At 34.2% G+C, this 17,017-nt stretch carries 22 protein-coding genes and 3 pseudogenes; 11 read left to right on the top strand and 14 right to left on the bottom strand.

The features are described from left to right. Positions 1-22: 22 nt before the first annotated feature. From Anndu_RS07685 to Anndu_RS07725, 9 genes are all read right to left on the bottom strand, one after another. Complete coding sequence (locus Anndu_RS07685; protein ID WP_464103804.1) at positions 23-1,021, bottom strand: hypothetical protein; 999 nt, start codon at positions 1,019-1,021, stop codon at positions 23-25. 369 nt (positions 1,022-1,390) lie between these two features. Further along, positions 1,391-1,561, bottom strand: coding sequence for a hypothetical protein (locus Anndu_RS07690; RefSeq protein WP_464103805.1), 171 nt, complete (start codon positions 1,559-1,561; stop codon positions 1,391-1,393). Beyond that, positions 1,561-1,803, bottom strand: coding sequence for a hypothetical protein (locus Anndu_RS07695; RefSeq protein ID WP_464103806.1), 243 nt, complete (start codon positions 1,801-1,803; stop codon positions 1,561-1,563). Before Anndu_RS07695 ends, Anndu_RS07690 begins: the two co-directional genes overlap by 1 nt. Then, a complete protein-coding gene (locus tag Anndu_RS07700; RefSeq protein WP_464103807.1) occupies positions 1,804-1,962 on the bottom strand; it encodes a hypothetical protein in 159 nt (52 codons plus the stop codon). Continuing rightward, positions 1,959-2,126, bottom strand: coding sequence for a hypothetical protein (locus Anndu_RS07705; protein ID WP_464103808.1), 168 nt, complete (start codon positions 2,124-2,126; stop codon positions 1,959-1,961). Before Anndu_RS07705 ends, Anndu_RS07700 begins: the two co-directional genes overlap by 4 nt. After that, positions 2,123-3,583: a hypothetical protein gene (locus tag Anndu_RS07710; RefSeq protein ID WP_464103809.1), complete on the bottom strand. Its 1,461-nt coding sequence runs from the start codon at positions 3,581-3,583 to the stop codon at positions 2,123-2,125. Before Anndu_RS07710 ends, Anndu_RS07705 begins: the two co-directional genes overlap by 4 nt. A gap of 2 nt (positions 3,584-3,585) precedes the next feature. After that, positions 3,586-5,142 (bottom strand): hypothetical protein, encoded by a 1,557-nt coding sequence (locus tag Anndu_RS07715; RefSeq protein ID WP_464103810.1) that lies wholly within the window; start codon positions 5,140-5,142, stop codon positions 3,586-3,588. Beyond that, the gene (locus Anndu_RS07720; RefSeq protein WP_464103811.1) at positions 5,139-5,828 is read right to left on the bottom strand and encodes a hypothetical protein; all 690 of its coding nucleotides are present in this window, start codon (positions 5,826-5,828) and stop codon (positions 5,139-5,141) included. Before Anndu_RS07720 ends, Anndu_RS07715 begins: the two co-directional genes overlap by 4 nt. Positions 5,829-5,892: 64 nt before the next feature. Further along, a complete protein-coding gene (locus Anndu_RS07725; protein ID WP_464103812.1) occupies positions 5,893-6,108 on the bottom strand; it encodes a hypothetical protein in 216 nt (71 codons plus the stop codon). A 333-nt stretch (positions 6,109-6,441) separates the two neighbouring features. On the opposite strand from Anndu_RS07725, the pseudogene Anndu_RS07730 reads away from it, so the two are divergent. The 7 genes and pseudogenes from Anndu_RS07730 to Anndu_RS07760 all read left to right on the top strand — a co-directional run. Next, positions 6,442-7,874, top strand: a pseudogene (locus tag Anndu_RS07730) (NF041680 family putative transposase). Positions 7,875-8,124: 250 nt separating this feature from the next. Next, entirely contained in the window at positions 8,125-8,469 is a 345-nt protein-coding gene (locus Anndu_RS07735; protein ID WP_464103813.1) for a hypothetical protein, read from the top strand. Continuing rightward, complete coding sequence (locus Anndu_RS07740) at positions 8,451-8,834, top strand: hypothetical protein (protein WP_464103814.1); 384 nt, start codon at positions 8,451-8,453, stop codon at positions 8,832-8,834. Before Anndu_RS07735 ends, Anndu_RS07740 begins: the two co-directional genes overlap by 19 nt. Before the next feature lie 237 nt (positions 8,835-9,071). Next, positions 9,072-9,230, top strand: coding sequence for a hypothetical protein (locus Anndu_RS07745; RefSeq protein ID WP_464103815.1), 159 nt, complete (start codon positions 9,072-9,074; stop codon positions 9,228-9,230). Then, the gene (locus Anndu_RS07750; RefSeq protein ID WP_464103816.1) at positions 9,227-9,409 is read left to right on the top strand and encodes a hypothetical protein; all 183 of its coding nucleotides are present in this window, start codon (positions 9,227-9,229) and stop codon (positions 9,407-9,409) included. Before Anndu_RS07745 ends, Anndu_RS07750 begins: the two co-directional genes overlap by 4 nt. Positions 9,410-9,437: 28 nt before the next feature. Continuing rightward, positions 9,438-9,845, top strand: coding sequence for a hypothetical protein (locus tag Anndu_RS07755; RefSeq protein ID WP_464103817.1), 408 nt, complete (start codon positions 9,438-9,440; stop codon positions 9,843-9,845). Positions 9,846-11,576: 1,731 nt separating this feature from the next. Beyond that, positions 11,577-11,675: pseudogene (locus Anndu_RS07760) on the top strand (transposase); the annotation flags it as partial. A 336-nt stretch (positions 11,676-12,011) separates the two neighbouring features. On the opposite strand, the gene Anndu_RS07765 reads toward Anndu_RS07760, so the two are convergent. The 4 genes and pseudogenes from Anndu_RS07765 to Anndu_RS07780 all read right to left on the bottom strand — a co-directional run bounded on the left by Anndu_RS07765 (position 12,012) and on the right by Anndu_RS07780 (position 13,723). Then, positions 12,012-12,482: a hypothetical protein gene (locus Anndu_RS07765; RefSeq protein ID WP_464103818.1), complete on the bottom strand. Its 471-nt coding sequence runs from the start codon at positions 12,480-12,482 to the stop codon at positions 12,012-12,014. Then, positions 12,475-12,897 carry a hypothetical protein gene (locus Anndu_RS07770; protein WP_464103819.1) on the bottom strand — a complete coding sequence of 141 codons (423 nt, stop codon included), beginning with the start codon at positions 12,895-12,897 and terminating at the stop codon, positions 12,475-12,477. The genes Anndu_RS07765 and Anndu_RS07770 overlap by 8 nt, the downstream gene beginning before the upstream one ends. 134 nt (positions 12,898-13,031) lie before the next feature. Then, positions 13,032-13,211: pseudogene (locus Anndu_RS07775) on the bottom strand (FHA domain-containing protein); the annotation flags it as partial. A gap of 230 nt (positions 13,212-13,441) precedes the next feature. Then, a complete protein-coding gene (locus Anndu_RS07780) occupies positions 13,442-13,723 on the bottom strand; it encodes a hypothetical protein (protein ID WP_464103820.1) in 282 nt (93 codons plus the stop codon). A 73-nt stretch (positions 13,724-13,796) separates the two neighbouring features. Between Anndu_RS07780 and Anndu_RS07785 the strand changes: the two genes are divergently transcribed. After that, the gene (locus Anndu_RS07785; protein WP_464102232.1) at positions 13,797-14,858 is read left to right on the top strand and encodes an IS630 family transposase; all 1,062 of its coding nucleotides are present in this window, start codon (positions 13,797-13,799) and stop codon (positions 14,856-14,858) included. Here Anndu_RS07785 and Anndu_RS07790 read toward each other — a convergent pair. Then, complete coding sequence (locus tag Anndu_RS07790; RefSeq protein ID WP_464103821.1) at positions 14,806-15,240, bottom strand: helix-turn-helix domain-containing protein; 435 nt, start codon at positions 15,238-15,240, stop codon at positions 14,806-14,808. The two genes, Anndu_RS07785 and Anndu_RS07790, sit on opposite strands and share 53 nt — an antisense overlap. A gap of 196 nt (positions 15,241-15,436) precedes the next feature. On the opposite strand from Anndu_RS07790, the gene Anndu_RS07795 reads away from it, so the two are divergent. The 3 genes from Anndu_RS07795 (at position 15,437) to Anndu_RS07805 (ending at position 16,995) form a co-directional block, all read left to right on the top strand. Beyond that, positions 15,437-15,961 carry a hypothetical protein gene (locus Anndu_RS07795; protein ID WP_464103822.1) on the top strand — a complete coding sequence of 175 codons (525 nt, stop codon included), beginning with the start codon at positions 15,437-15,439 and terminating at the stop codon, positions 15,959-15,961. A 3-nt stretch (positions 15,962-15,964) separates the two neighbouring features. Then, positions 15,965-16,174, top strand: a complete 210-nt coding sequence (locus tag Anndu_RS07800; RefSeq protein ID WP_464103823.1) for a hypothetical protein — start codon at positions 15,965-15,967, stop codon at positions 16,172-16,174. A 230-nt stretch (positions 16,175-16,404) separates the two neighbouring features. Next, positions 16,405-16,995, top strand: coding sequence for a hypothetical protein (locus tag Anndu_RS07805; protein ID WP_464103824.1), 591 nt, complete (start codon positions 16,405-16,407; stop codon positions 16,993-16,995). Positions 16,996-17,017: the final 22 nt, after the last annotated feature.

The following is a 17,017-nucleotide window of genomic DNA, read 5'->3' on the forward strand; positions in this document are numbered from 1 at the left end:
TAAGCCTCAGTCTGAAGTTACTTTATGCAAATGGTATTATCTCTGTTTTATTTAAAGATGTGGGATCTCCTGCCCACTTAGGCACTAACCCATCTGGTAATAAACTCCCGATCGAGCGTTCTACTGTTATAGAGGTGGATTCATAATCTCTTTGTGTATCAGGTGGTTCGGTGGTTTTCCGGTAAGTTAAATACCCCCGAGTTGTGCTTGAGGGGGTATGAGTGCCTGTAACAATGCTTATTTCTGTCCCGTAACCTTCCTCTACGCTCTTTTCCTCATCCCTCTCGCACTCCCCAAACTTCTCACCCCCACCCGTCACCATCACTACATTACACGGTAACTCCCTCGACTGCGATCGCCGATAATCTTCCACTTCATTTCTAGCTCGTTTAAAATTAACAATTCCGGCATAAATCCCGAAAGGATAACGGGTCATGGTAACAAACTCATTTGGCTCATGATATAGCCACATTCCCCTCTCATTTAAGTATTTCGATGCCAAACTGATAAAGCTTCCCCCCGTCAGATTAGGTGGCACAAAATCCCGATTGAATACCCCCGACTCCCCCCAATAAAAATTAATTATCCCTGCTTCCTTTAATAAAGTTCTTATTAAATCTGGTAAGATTATCGCGCGATCAGGCTCAAACCCCAACCCCTCATAATCCTTCGGTTTACTGTCATAATCCAATAAGTCCAATAATTGACTTACCTCGATCGTTGCCCCTCGATCGTCTTCATTATAAAAATAACTAGCAATTCTTAAAGTACAAAGTAACTTTTCTTTCACATATAATTTAACAATTTGCCCCCTTGCCCAACGGGTTTGATTAATCCAATCATCAAGACTTTCAGGCAGATTAAAGGGAGCATCTAACTGGGCTAATTCGATATTTCCTGACCAGTAAATCGGTTTACCAATTGACCATTGATTGCGCTTAATACTGACAGAAATAACCGCAGTGGTAACATCTAAATTACCAACTAATATTTGAAAGTTTGGGGGGGTAAAGTTCAACATAAGTTTAATTAAAGAAATAATTTATATTTTGACCAAGCTATCTGAATATGTCCAAAAACAAATAAAATTTTAATAAATTTAAAATGGTGACTTTCAAAACATTTTACCCCTAAATTGTTTAGGTTAAAATGCTTTCCATAGTACCAAAAAGAGATTGTTTTATTTAATAATTTAATTGAGTAATTTTTCATGCTATTTCTCCTTTTTGTTAATTGGGGGAAGGACGCTCGAACTCTGCTAAATAGGGCTGTCAACCTATTCCATCTGCTTCATGATTTTCCATTTTTTATCTCTAAACGATCTACATTTTTAGTTTCCCCAAGAAAAAAACAACTTGTACAAATTGAACAAGTTGTTTTTCATTATTATTTAATTTAATTCAGATGGAAACCTAAACTGGTTTTTATTATTTTCCCCCGAAGGCGATCGGTGGTGCTGTGCGATCGAGCAGTGGCAATTAGGTTTAGGGATTTTGCGCACAGTCAAACGATGACGGGAAGGGAGGGAAGGGGAAAAGTCAACAGAAAAATTTGCTCTCATCAATTCTTAGCCCATAATTTATTTCCAGATTCGTTCATGGTTAAGGGGGAATTAGGTGCGATCGAGTTGCTACGACCTATCCATTGAGTAGGCACGATTCCGCCCCGACTGGCGAGTTTGTAAGTTCCCCGATATTTGTCACGGGGAGCGCCCGATAAACTTACCGCATACCCAGAAGGACGGGGTAAACTTTCTTTCTGATTGTGATAGGTGGCGATCGCCCGTAATTGTTTTCTGTTCATTTAATCTCCGATTAAGAAACTATCACCAATTAAAGAATTATCGTCAATTAAAGCAGAATTTTGATTGACAATAAAGGTAAAAAATAGAGGTTGTTTTGTTGTCAAAAAAGTCTGATAAAACCGAGAAAAAAAGAAAGATTGATTAAGATTGGTAATCATATTTTTATCACCTCATCATTGACTATTTCAAGAATAGTACCAATGGGAAAACGGCGGATAATTTTGTTTCGCTCCCATGTTTCCTCTTGATTTGTTTCTAAGTTTAGTAATTTATAAACTTGGGAATTAGGAGAAGGCTGACTAATCACTTTATATTGTGTCATATAATTAATCCGTGACTTTTTAATTGAGTTTTTAAATCAATAATTTGAGCTTGTAACTCTGTACAATATTCTAGCAATTCTTGTACCGTTGGTACAGAAGCATCGGCGATCGTTAGCGTCTGATTTGGAGTTGGGAGAGTTCCGGTTGTTGCCGTTATAGCTAAGTCCCCTAAAACGGATTTTTGAGTTTCTAAAACCTTGATTCCATTAATATAAATTTCACCATTATTATTAATAGAAAGCTTGATTTTTTCAGAATAGCCTACACCTGATAAAACAAAATCCCCCCAATAATCAAGAGCATATTGTGTATTTGTTCCATCACTAGATTCTAAATAAATAGAGGGAGATTCTGATGTTAAATCTATATATAATTCACTAAAAGCATTACTGATTTTATCACTATAATATAAATTAAAATACCCCAATCCAAAATCATTATATTGATAATTCCATTCATTACTATCTTGAAAATATAAATCCAAATGAGTTAAGAAAGTTCCATTATTTTGAAATGGATAATAATTACCATTAAAATATAATTTATTAGGAATCAATACGGAATAATCTTTTATTCTTTGATGCCCACCAAAATTATCTTTTAATTGTGCAGAATTTTTTAATGTAATATTTATTACCTGTTGATTTGGGGTACTGAGACAATAATAATATTTAATATATAAAGTTCCTGAAATAGTGCCAGTTCCTTCTGCTTTAGTGGCACTTCCGCCTGTAAATTGATTTTCTTTTATTGGATAAGTTGTATAAAAATCACTTTGATTCCATCCAGAAAAATCACTAAAACTAAAAGTATTTGTAATAGGTATTATTTTGTAATAACTATTGTAAGTGTTAAAGTCATAAGCATATATTAGGATTTCAGTATAATTTAATTCCCCTGTTTCTCCTACTATTAATTCGTCATTTATTGAATTTAAAATATAATTAGGATGATTGAAATTAATCGTAAAAGACTTATTAGAATATGAGCCATACGGAACAGCACTATAGCTATTTCCCATATTTCCAAACAGTATTTTGTCAGCAGTTAATTCAGTGCTAATAGTTGCTAATTTAATCTCATTAGCTATCAAGTTGTAGCCATCTTGTTCAATTCTTGCTATTCCTGTATTGTAATTTAAAATAACAAATTGTCTTGAAGTATCAGCAACAATTCCCGACGTAACATCTTGTTCGTCAATACTATAAATAATTCCGTTATTATCAACATAATTTCCAGAGGTTATTTTAACCCCGTCAATAATTGGCACAACCAACAATCCTTTGGTAATTATATTTTTATCTAAAGTTACATCTGACTCCAATTGAACCCCATCAATTAAATTATTTAACTGACTAATTAAATGAGAACCATTACCAGCCTGTTCAGATGTTGGGGCTATAGGGTTATTATTAATCCCTTCAAAAGTTTCTACCTTGTTTATTAAATAATCCATATCTATAAATAAATAATTTTTTTAGAAGGTGTAAATATATTTACATATTCCCCATTTTCTATATTTTCAATCGGCACAACTTGAGGTTGACAAACTGCTTTTACAATATCAGTTTCCTCCAAATCTTGAATATCCTCACTATTAACCCTCAAGACTTTAAAATTGATTAATTCCACACTTGTCCTATCAACCGGATAAGCAACCCATTGATTAATTGTCTCCCCATCTCTTAATGCTATCCAGCAAAGTTTAAAATTTGAAGTCTCATAATCAAAAGCACTTTCAGGCTGTAATCCGTTATTTATCCATCCCGTCGGAGGGCTAGGGTAGCTAGTATAAGTTCTGCCTGTACTTACATTTAATCCCTTTTCTGTCGGATTAGGAAAAAAATCTTCAGGCAAGGTAATTAAGTATCCTTCTGTCTCTGAGACAATACTATTACTGCCATCCTCGTAATATCTCCAATAATAATCAGTTGCAGGGAAGTATCTACGATGTCCGATTCTTGTATCTAAAGCCCACCCTTCAAAAGCGATATTTTTTACCCATCTAGGTCTTAATTGAGTCCCCCGTATCCACACCTCATACTCGTAATCATTTGGATTATTAATAATATATTCTTTTCCCTCGCCTCCACCATCCCAACGAAGCTTTAATCTGTTTTCTATCAAAATATTTGAACTAGCTGGATAATTTTCAATTACTTCATCATTAATCAATACCTGAGTAATAGCACTACCAACACAATAAGGATTTTCCTCAGTCCCCTGTTCCACTATATGTTCTGATGTTTCTTTGACCGGATTAATAAAATTAATCACCAATCTTTTTATTGAATTATTAACATTAATAAGGCTTAAAACATCACTAGCATTATTGACATTTCTACTATATTTTTCATTGTCTGTTACTAAATATAAATATTTATCTGCACTCTTGAAACTTGTTAACACATCAAGAGACTTGGCGATCGCATCAATCCCATTCTCCGGCAAGTCTGTACCCTCACTCCCCCAAAAACCACCACCGGAATAATTACCCGTATAATTATCAATTTGAGTTTGTAATTCAGTAATAAGATCTTCTGGATTAGTTGGCTCAAAAATAGCACACCAATCATCACCAAAAACCACATAACCAACCTGTGCCGAAGGATAATCAATTAAAAAAATATTAAGAAACTCTAGCGACTTAGTAATTCCACTTGTTTCAATACTTTTAGTAATATCAATGCACAATATTAAAACAACTAATTTCTTAGGCTCATCTTCCAATACTTCCTCTACTTCTGTAGTTTCTTCTGTAACCGGAGCATCCAAATAATCAAGATAAAATAGTTGACCATTAGGGGATAATTTGCCCTCAACTTCCGTGCCATAAGGCAACGAGGCCTTAAACAGCTTCACCCCATTTTTTAAGACCGCACCATTAGGTAAAATCACCTCATAATGCCCCGTGTGAATATCCCGATTCCCTATCCTTACTGTCAATGGTGCAGACGGTAATGGTTCTTTCTGATTTTGATAATTGGCGATCGCGCGTAATTCTTTCCTATTCACAGACTAACCGCTCCAATATTGAAAATTTTGCCATCAATGGTAATTGAATTTACCCCATCGTCAAGTACAGCCATAATCTCGCCAGTGGCATCTCCCGTATTTAAACTTCCACCCCTCACCAAGATCAAATAACGATAATCAATTGTGGACATGGGGGCAAAAGTCACAGCGATCGCCCCTAAACTAACAACCTGATTATTTATGGTGGGGGATCCCCAAGTTAAAGATTGTCTTCCCGAATCTTGATAATCAACCTCATGTCTAATCCAAATCGGCATTAATCCTGATTCATGGGTTTTCAATGTTTCAATTAATGGTTGTTCCGTAATGGTATTAACCCCACTACCGATCGAGCTTAAGGTTACAGCCGAACCGCCCACCGTTTCTGATAGTTGGAGAGTTGATAAAGTTTTATTAATCACATAATAATTTTTCCCACTTTCTAATCCGTCCGGCAGACTTCCCCCCGTATTACTTACCCTTACCACGCAACCGTTAACAAAGTCATGTCCTGTCACTGTCAAACTATTCCCCGACACCGTAAAGCTATAGCTACTCTCCTCGCCCGTAATCAAACAGGCGATCGCATTCGAGTAAACCTCGCTTAATATCTGTTTTTTCTCGGCGATCGTTAAACTTATTCCCATCAGTAAATTCTCTAAATTCCACAAAAATATTTTCCCCACACAAAAAACAACTTGTTTAATTTAAACAAGTTGTTTTTTGTTAATCTATTTCTGTGTGCGATCGCTATACCCACCCCCTCACCTTGGCATCTAAATAAAACAATCGTTCAATCATACATTGAGTATCAATGCTCACAACTTGAGGACGTGAGGAAAGATTTTTCAATATCTCATAATTTGTTGCGGTTTCCTTTGCGATCGCCGATAAAGAAACCTTTTTAAAATGCTTTGCAAACAGTTGATAATAGTCGTTTAACGACATATAATTATCGTTAGCCATGTTGACCTCCGCTATAGGTTGACTTGGTTAGAAATACCTCTCAGACGGCAATCTGTGGGGTATTTTGTTTTTGGTGTATATTACACTGACTTTTTTAAAAGACTTTGATATTTTTTAAATATAGCAAATTACAAGCATTTGTCAAGCAATTGGACTTTGGACAAAAATTAGATTTAATGAAGCTCACATCAGACCGAAAAAATTAAAATAAGATATTTATATTAAGAGAAATTGAATATTGTCTAATAGCATAATGTCAAATAATAAACTTTCTTTCTCAACAAGTTTGTTCTATAGATTAGAATAAATAGATAGTTTATTATTCAAAATAATATGAAAATCAAAAATAAAAATTACCAAGAAGTTGAACAATTTATTCAAGGTCGTCAACGATTATATCAAAGTCTTGGTTTAAGAAAAGATGCCTTGATGAATTTACTCGATGCTCTTAGTAGTAATCAAGATGCTAAAACAGTCGTGGAATTAAGTTTAAATCCTCTATTTAAACATAAATACCAAAGTATTTATCGAGCAATTGCTGATTTTAATAAAGCGGGAAAAAAGAAATCACAAATCACAAATAAAGCCGAAATATCTAAGATTATTTTAGAGAGTATTCCTCAAAATAATCAGCGAAAGTTTCATCTATTTGGCATTGATGTAACCCCTAATTCACGCCAGTTTTCTCCTACTGTATCTGATAAAACGTTTATTCATCAACCTAACAGTATTAAAGGCAATAAACCCATCAATATTGGTCATGCTTATTCTTGGCTTTTTTACTTACCTGAAAAAATATCTAATTGTGATGCTTCTTGGACAATTCCTTTATCAGTTCAACGAGTAAAAAGCGATGAAAAAGATGTTTCTGTTGCTCATAAACAGATTAATAAAGTTTTGACAGATTCATTATTATTTAAGATAATTCTATCAGTTATTGTCGTAGATTGTCTTTATAGTCAAAAAGATTTTATTGGCAAACAAGTTCTTAATCAAGATCGACTTGTTGTCACCAGAGTTAAAAGTAATCGTGTTTTTTTTCGTCCTTTTGTCAAAGATTCTTCTGAGTTAAAAAGTGGACATCCACGTTGGTATGGTGATAAATTTGATTTAAAAGATTCAACTTCTTGGCATCCCCCTGATGATTTAATTCAAACTAATTTTACTACGAAACGTGGTAAATTATTAAATGTCAAAATTAAGGGTTGGAATAATATGTTAATGAAGGGAACAAAGGAACATAAATTGCATGATTATCCCTTTACATTATTGGAAATTACTGTTACTGATCAAGAAGGTAATTCTATTTGGAAACCAATGTGGTTAATTGCCATTGGTAAACGCCGTAACGAATTAACTTTGCTTGAAATTTATCAATCTTATCGTCAACGTTTTGACTTGGAACACTTTTTTCGATTTGGCAAACAAAGATTATTAATGAACGACTATTTAACCTCTCATACAAGTTATGAAGAAAACTGGATGAACCTAATTTTAATTGCTTATATTCAATTGTGGAATGCAAGGAATTTAGCTGTTTGCTTACCCCGCCCTTGGGAGAAATATTTGCCTAATTTTCGTGAGAGTAAGATTACCCCAGTGCTGTTCAGAGAGACTTTTATAGAATTATTAGCACCATTGAGATCAATTCTAATTTTCCCAAACCCCGTGGTTATTCTTCTGGACGGAAAAAAGGTGAAATACAAGTGAAAAGACCACGTTATCAGGTTATAAAAAAGAATCAAAAATGTCAACAAAATAGCTAAATTGCTGTTAGAAACGACTGTTAATTAATCTTTTTTCCCCTAAAATTATTTTAGGTTAGTTTTACTTTGTCTATTTTTTTATCTTCTATTTTAACCTCTACCAATTTCTTTTTGTCCAAAGTCCAATTAGAAACGACTGTTAATTAATCTTTTTTCCCCTAAAATTATTTTAGGTTAGTTTTACTTTGTCTATTTTTTTATCTTCTATTTTAACCTCTACCAATTTCTTTTTGTCCAAAGTCCAAAAGCAATGAAACAGCTAGATACTGAAATGATTGTTAATAGCTTTAACTCTGCTATTCCTAATAGCGTTTTTGGAATATCCAAAGAACAAGTATTAGAAATTTGTCAAATTTCCGGTTCTACTTGGAGAAAATACCATTTAATGCTTAGAGAGGCGGACAAATGGCTTATTGACAACAACCAAAAACCTTTAGGATTTACCTATCAAAGAGGAGACCAAGCCCTTGATCGCATAAGTTTCCTATTGATTTTTTCCTTATCTTTTATGCAAAAATTCTTTAAAAATGAGAATGTTGCTATCAAACAACTTTACCAACAATGGGAGAACATAAAATGTCAAGTAACACTGTAAAAGAAGCTTTTAACGAAATGTTTGAGGACGAAAATAAGTCTAAAAACACCAAACAAACTGTTAACCAAACTAATAACAATCCTGCCTTTTTCTTTCAGGAAGGAATTGATTTTATTGAGGGTTTTTCAGAGCGATTTTCTAAACCTTTGGCAGATGCGGCCAAAACTCGCACAATCCAAAAAGCCGTAGCAAATTTAGCAGGAGAATCTGAGTCCACTGCTAATGCGTTAAATCAATTATTTGATGCGATTGATGTAAGTATCGAGGGTATTAATGAAAATTTGAGTAATGGAGACATCCAAAATTTTTTATCCTTGCCCTCGCCCTTGCCCAAGGTACAGGGTTATCTCGCAAGTACCAGATGATAAGAATTTTACTTTCTGGGATATTCTGGCGGTCGCCTTCAAAAACATATCCCCCTTCTAGGTGGGTGCAATTACCACAGGGGGGATACATTTCTTACAAAACAGCCAAACAATTACAAAAGTTTGGCTATTTATAAAACAAAAACAAAACAATTTTAGCATCATGACAACCGTAAAAACCCTTAATGAGATAGCTTTAGAGGCTAATCGTAGATTAAGAAAGGAGGGTAAATGCCAATGAAATTATTACTTTTTTTACTCGGTTTAGTAAGTGGAATTAGCTTAATTTCCGTATTGGTTTGGTTCAGTTTTAAACCAGTTTGTAATACTTATACCACCTATCAACAAGCATCAGAAACTTTGAAGAAAGTGCCATTTTTTGGAGGTGACAAATGAACATTTTATTGTCCACTTTAATCGGGGTTGGTGCAGGGATGGCAGTCGCAATTAGCTATTACCAACCAAACGAATTAAAGTCAGATTTAAACGCTACCAATACCGAACTTAAATCAACTCAAACAGCACTCAATGAGTGTAATTTAAAAATGACCGGAATGTTGATGAATCGTAACTAAAACTATTATTAATTAAGGAGAAACTATCATGAATTTAGAACAAGTATCAACTCTGTTAACAAGTTTAAATGACACTTTAGGCAGTGGGGATTTAAACAGAATTACCAAAGATTTTACCTCTTTAGCTAACATTAATGTCACCCCTGAAATGGTAGCCGATGCCAGAAAAAAGTTACATTTGGAGCAACTTTCAACCCAGAATTTAGAACAGTTATCTAAGATTTTTATTGAACGTCAAAAGTTGTTATTACAGAGAGTTCAAATCTTAGCTAATTGTGCCAAAACAGGATTTAAAAATGTTGAGGAACGCACAAAAGTTATGATGGGAGTCTTAGTTGCTTTTAATGGCTTTAAATCTATTATGACTGAAATGGGATTTAATGCCGATAGTAACGCTCAACAGGCTAACAATTTTATGGCTAGTTATCGCCGTTAAACAATAAACAGTTACCAGTATCAGTTATCAAATATGGAGGAAAATTCATGAGCAAAATTTATCAATTTCTTTCTTGTAGTTTCCTTGGTTTTTCATTAGCAGGTATCCTTGCCACTGTTGCCAAAAACAACCAACCAACTCAAAGTTTATTAACTACAATCTTTGTTATTTATGCCCTAATTCCTATTATTTACTTCATCCTTTTAGGCATAGGAATTAAATACAAATTAGAGAATTTATCAAATTATCTGTTATCCATATTCAAGAAAGATTACATTATGATTTACTCATTGTTAATAACTTTCTTGATAGGATTAATAACCTTTTTACAAATCAATAATATCAAGTTTTACGGGTAAAATTATGTACAACTTAATAGATATTAGAAAGAATGAAAGTAAATTAAAAGAGATGAATCTTTATTTAAATACTTTGATTCTTTTTTTATTCTCAATTACTATTTACTCCTACTGTGTAGCTTTTACTCCTAAATATTTTATCAAGCAAAATATCAGAGTAAATTGGTTAACAATTGGCTTAATTTCTAATCTGATTGCAGGGGGATTAAGCAAAGTTAGACTACCAAAAATTGAGGAAAAAATAGAGGAATTAGAGAAAGATTCTAATACCCATGAACAGAATAATCGCCATTTAATCATGAGTAGTTCTAATTATTATTTAGAACAGGAATTGAGTAAAGTTTTAAATCCACCCCAACCCCAACAGCAAGACCCCTTTATGGCTCAACTAATGCAACAATGTATGAATATTCCCATTGTGGGAGAAGGGGAAGAAAGTAATCAGCCTGTTTTATCCTCGATCGAGCCGGAAGTAGTAGTCGATCGCCCCGATGCCCCTTTTGAATTTTATAGTTGGCATGATTGTATTGATGAAGCTGTAGGATTTATTGTTAGCGGTAATAGTGGTAGTGGTAAAACGAGCGTAGCTTGTTGGTTAGCAGGGTTATTAACTAAGGAAAAACCAGCACAAGTTTTAGCCTTAGACCCTCACTATAACGACACATGGGAGCAAGTCGGGATTAAGTCTTTAGGTAAAATTGACCAGATTGAGTCTGCCCTAATGTGGCTTTTAAGTGAGTTAGATTTACGGTGCGATCGAAAATCTAAAAAGTTACCGTTGGGAGATGATTTAATTATTTTCTGTGATGAAGTAAATGCCTGTTTAGAGAGATTTGAAAACTCTAAAAATGTTGAATCAGCTATCAAAAGATTAGGCAGTGAGGGACGTAAATTTGGGATAACATTTATTTTATTAAATCAATCCCATAATGCAGGTGATTTAGGAGTATCTAAAAAGTATTTAAACAATTATTTTATGATTGCTTTATGTGCAAGTGCAAGAGCAATTATTGATGAGAATTTCAAACAGAATACTCCTGAAAAAGATTACATTAAATCAACTGCTTATCCCTGTGTTGTTTCTGGTAGTGTTCCTATTCAAATTGCCTTACATCCCACCCACAATACTTATACTAAATTTAAGAAACATGGCAACCCCCCCTTAAATTTACTTCCCATTAATCAACTACCATTATTAATATTAAATCAAGCATTAAGTAAGATGTCTCCAGCAATAGAACAGCAACAGCAACAACCATCCATTGAACAGTATAACCTTGGCACTGTAAGCATTATGGCTAAACCTGTTGCTCAAACACAACTACTTGAGCGAAGCTTAAATCAGGAGTCTGTGGCAACAGTAACAGCACAAATTGCTTGTATTAATTGCGGTTCTTTTAATATTAAAAAGAATGGCACAATGCAGGGAAAACAACGCTATTTATGCAAAGATTGTAAAACCAGTTTCACCTAACCTAACCAACATTCAAAAATGAGAAAAATTTTAAAGTTACTAAAAAATTTATTCAACTTTCTATTCCCTCGCAGGAAAAAGAAATTTTAATTGCAACAAAAAATTATCTAAATGAATTACTAGGCACAAAGAATTGACAAGTTATACCTAATCTTTAATCCCTCGATCGAGCGGTGAGAATTTTCCACAAAAAACAACTTGTATAATTTATACAAGTTGTTTTTTATTAGGATTATCTAAAGCAGAAAACCCTCTCAAGTTGAGAGGGTTTTCTTAAAGTTGGCTTCACGTCCTAAATGACTTGCCAAAAGGCGGATTCAGGAATTGCACCTGTCAAGATTCAGCTAAAACTTTTTCTAATTCTACTAAATCAAAAGTAGTTGGGCGCAAGTCCCCTAAAATGGAGGCCTTGACATTGACGATCGCCACTGCAAATTGAGGGAAGTAAGTCACACTCCCATCATCATTATCAATTTCCTCTGTGTCCGGCGCGATCGCCCGTGTGCGAGTTTCTTCAGTAAAAGGAAAAACCGTATTAAGAAAACCAATGCCAAATTGCTCCCCATCACGCCGTAAATTGTCGGACTTAAATTTAATCAATGTCAGGGTATTTAGTTGGGATTGAGTCAATAACACTTGAATCCCCTGCCATAAAAACTTACTCTCATATTGCACCCCCCGTGCGATCGCAATCCCCACAATAGAATATTCAATTGTTGTATCCATAAAAGACGGAGATTCAAAGTCAATCAGGCGATCGCTATCAATCTGTAAACTTAAATTTTCCAACCACAATTTAATCATGCTTCCTCCTTTCATATTGAGCATATTGAGCTTTGAATATCTCTAGATCCATTTTCACCTTGTTCAACTCGTCACAAAGATCGTTTAAATCAAAACAGGAAATAATGGCTTGAATGCTGATGATTGCATTTTCGTTGAGATTAAATTGGCTATCAAGGGATTTTACATGGGTTTCTATTTGGGCAATCTTCCCCTTAATTTCTTTGATTTCCTCAATTAGCGCTCGATCGTGTTGGGAGATGCGTTCTTGAGAGAGATTTTCCACAATAGTGGGCAAAATCGTTCCAATCAAAGAAATACAGGCAGTAATCAAATTACTGATCGGATAGATTTGGTTAATAATTAAAGCCATCAACCAAACGATCAAACAAATAATTAAGCCATAAACAAGAGAACGAATAGAAGTAAATTTCATTAACTTAAAGTCTTGTCGGTATCATCATCATCTTGATCTTTATTTTCCCCATGAAAAATAATAGACAGTTCCTCTCCTAAATCAATTTCCACATTCTCAAACAAGGCCATTGAAAAAAAGCTAATCCCATTTACAAAAAGCCCGTTTTTGCTTCTCGGATTCCCAAAATAACCATCTATAATAAAATAATTTCCCTCCCCAATTAAAGGACTTTTAAACAACTTTCGTAAAACTTCTTTTTTGACAATCGTAGCATGAACACGACTAATAATTGGATTAGGAATAAATAAGTCGCAGTTTTGTCTGCGACCAATTAACCAGTATTTTTTTTTTCATCAAGTTTAAGACTTTTTATGGTGGTTGATTTGTTTTTTAAAATAATAATATTCAATCTGATTAACCCCCTTGCCCAAGGCATACAAAAATAGAACAATAAAACTATAAACAATTAATTCCATAGTAGATACTCCTTTTTTTTATCAATGTCTCCGTTGCTCCAATCTTAACAAAAATTGATAAACCCATTGTAAAATTTAATAGTAATTTAATCTTTTCTTTTGCCCATAATTCTAAGGGTATCCTCAAGGGGAGTGGCAGTCGAAACTTGAATATTAGGACGAGTTAAATTATTAGAAACTCCATCTATCTTTGCAATAATTTGTGTTAGTAATCCCTCAATATTTTGATTGTTAACATTGTTAGTTTGTGGTGTAACTTCAAAGGGTTGGGAAAGTTCAGGAATTTTCCCTAAATTGGGCTGAAAAATATTATCAGAAGATAAACCTTGTTGTTGTAATTGTTGGGAAACAGTGGGTGGTTGAGTCACAAAATTATTCTGATACCATTTACAAAAAGTAAGTTCAGGGTTAGTATAGGAATAAATTAACAGGAGCAATAGTATGTCAGGAATATCAAAAATAGAAGTAATTGAATCAGCAGATACACTAAAAAATCTCATGAAACAACAAAAAACAGCTTTGAATTTTGCCAAAGTTCAAGCTTTATATCTTTGGAAAATTCAAGTGGCTGAAACGATCAGATACTTAGCGGTAATGATGGGACGTAGTGAGAGAACAATTTACGAATGGTTTCACTTATATAAGACGGAAGGATTAGACGCATTATTACAAGAACATAATAAAACAGGAAGACCAAAAAAACTAGAGCTAGAAACAGTTGCTCTGGTCAAAAAAGAATTAAGTGAGCCTCAAGGATTTAACAGTTACCAAGAAATAAAAATATGGTTATTTACTTGTCAAGATATTGAGATAAGTTATACCACAATACATCAATTAGTGAGATACGAATTAGGGGCAAAATTAAAAGTACCACGTCCTTATCATGAGTATCAAAATGAAGGGGTAATATCCGTATTTAAAGAGTATTTACCCATAAGATTAAAAGGCATAATAGCTCAAATAAAAGAGAAATGGGGTGATACTAAAAATATTTGTTACTGGTGTCAAGATGAAACTAGATTAGGTTTTAGAACAGAATTAGGAAGGAAAATAACTTTAAAAGGAGTCAAACCAGAACAAGAATTACAATGGCATTATGACTATTATTATCTTTATGGATTAATCGAAGTAGAAAATGGCAAAAGTTTTTTCTATGAACTATCTCATTTTAATAGTGAATGCTTTGGTAAATATTTAACAGAATTTAGTAAAGAATATCCCGATGAGGTTCATATAATACAGTTAGATAATGCACCCTGTCATACTGCCAAAAAGTTAGAAGTACCTGAGAATATAATTTTGTTATTTCAACCACCTTATTGTCCAGAAGTAAATCCGATTGAAAGACTGTGGTTATATATCAAACAACAGTTAAAAAATATCTGGTTTAAGAACTTAGATGATGTCAAAAATAAAGTAGCTAATATCTTAAATAATTTACAAGAAGATTTTATCCTGTCTTTAGCAGGTTGGGATTATATTGTGAATGCTTTATCTGTGTAGCTACTTTTTGTAAATGGTATGAGACATCAACTGCTACTATTTCGATCTCATTCTCACTTTGAATTAGCGTTCTTTTCCCCTGTAAAGTAAACAAACCTGAACTAATTAAAATTTTCTCAATTTTATTCACAATTCGACAAACATTTGATTCATGAATTCCCCAATCAATTGCTAAATGAAAAAAAGAACGATATTCTCTTAAATAGGCAAGAGTCATTAATATTTGATCTTCTATAGATAATTTGCTTTTCCTTCCCGGTTTTTTTTGGAGTATTTTTTCAGCTTTGACAATTTTTACCATATCATTAAATGTTTCGAGCTGAACTCCACAATAGCGTTTAAACTCAGTTGAGTTTAATTTTTTGACTTCTTCATAATTCATATTCTGTTCTCCAATTTTTTCTTTATTGTACTTTCATGATCCCACTTTCGCAAGAGGTCTACTAAATCAAACTCAAAAAGAGTCAGCCTCTCGAGTCCTAACTTGGGACAACTACGGAAATCAGGGGTACGCCCCCTCCGACATCATCGGAGTAGAAAAAAAAGAAGACTTTTACCATTTCAAAACAAGTTTCGGGATGCACCCCATCCATAAGGAAACTTATCAAGAATATAAAAGTGCGATCGAGTCGAATCAGCCTAAAGGCGAAATGAATCGTCTCAATGATTTAGCTGATAAAGAGATCGCCAAAGCCCAAGCCAAAGTCCAACTCGAACCAGAACCTAACGAGGTTGTACCCGTAGCATCAAGCACAGGAAACACAGTTTACCTTGTAGCCCCTCAACAACAAACCTGCACCTGTAAAGGGTATCAGTACCGTCACCATTGTAAGCACATCCATCAAGTCAACGGTGAACAGTTGGCAAAAGTCGCTAGTGACTACGGTTACGAAGTAGCGATTTTAGAAAATTTCTACTCAGTAGTAGAACGCAAGTACGGCAAAACCGTACCAGTCCTATCAATCAACCTTGATAAAAATACCAGAACCTACTGGTATCGTCCTGCCCAAAACTTTAGCACCCCTGCTGAAGCCTTTAAAACATGGGCAAAACGCAACTATAAACAACCCAAATTATCTCGTCGCATCAAATTAGGAGCTTAAACCATGAAAATCGGAAACCACTGCACAGGCAAAATATATGTTTCTCATCTAGGCAACATACTAGGACTATTTGACACAACAGCCGAAGCTTATAAGTTCGCTGGAATATCAATTGAAGATGACACCCCTTTTGATGAACCACAACCCGTATCTCAAGAAGAAATTGACCAAATGTTTAACGACTTTGAACTGGCATTGGCACTAGGAGAATAATGAAAACAGCAATCATAACAACTTTAATTATTCTCTCCACAATCACCACAGCGATCGCCGAGCGTGGAAGTGGTAGAAGCCCAGAAACCTGCACAAATAAAACTGAGTGCGTCAGGTAAAAGATTGAGGGGAGCGACTCATTGACAACGCTCAATCTTCACAATCAACTTGTTCAATTTATACAAGTTGAAACTAAAAAAAACAACACTACATCAAAATAACGAGGAATTATGCCATTTATCGAAGAACAACAATTTAAACCCACAATGATCATGTTTGATGATAAATCGTTGGGATGGTATAAATTAGGAAAAAATGACCAAGGCGAAACTATCAGAATTAAGTTACCTGCATTTTTCCAAGCCACTTTAACAGGATTAACAACGTATGTGTCAGAATCTGATTTTGGAGAATCGGAAAAGCTCTTAATTCATTTAGAAGATGAAGATGGTTCACTTTGGGCGATTCGTTGTGGACTGAAAACAATTTTTACCAAAATCTTTTTTATCATTCTTAAAGATTGCATCGTCAACTATAACCGTCCTTATATTTTTGGTATCCGACAAAAGGAAGGGAGTAAAGTAGTATTCCCTGTGATTAAAGATGGTAAAACCGACTTTCAAATTAAATGGGATAACTTCCCTCGTAAAACCATTAAAGGAGTGGCAAAGATTGATTGGGATGCAATTTTTCCTGACCTTCACCAAGTATTAGAAGAAATCAATATCAAGATTAAGAATGGTCAGCCACAAGTTGACTCTGAAACAGGAGAAGTTAGCTATCCTGACGACTTTTTCCACAATGGAGAACCCGTATTTTAATTAATGTGCCAAGCCCGTTAAA

The organism is Annamia dubia NIES-4383, from assembly GCF_055394725.1.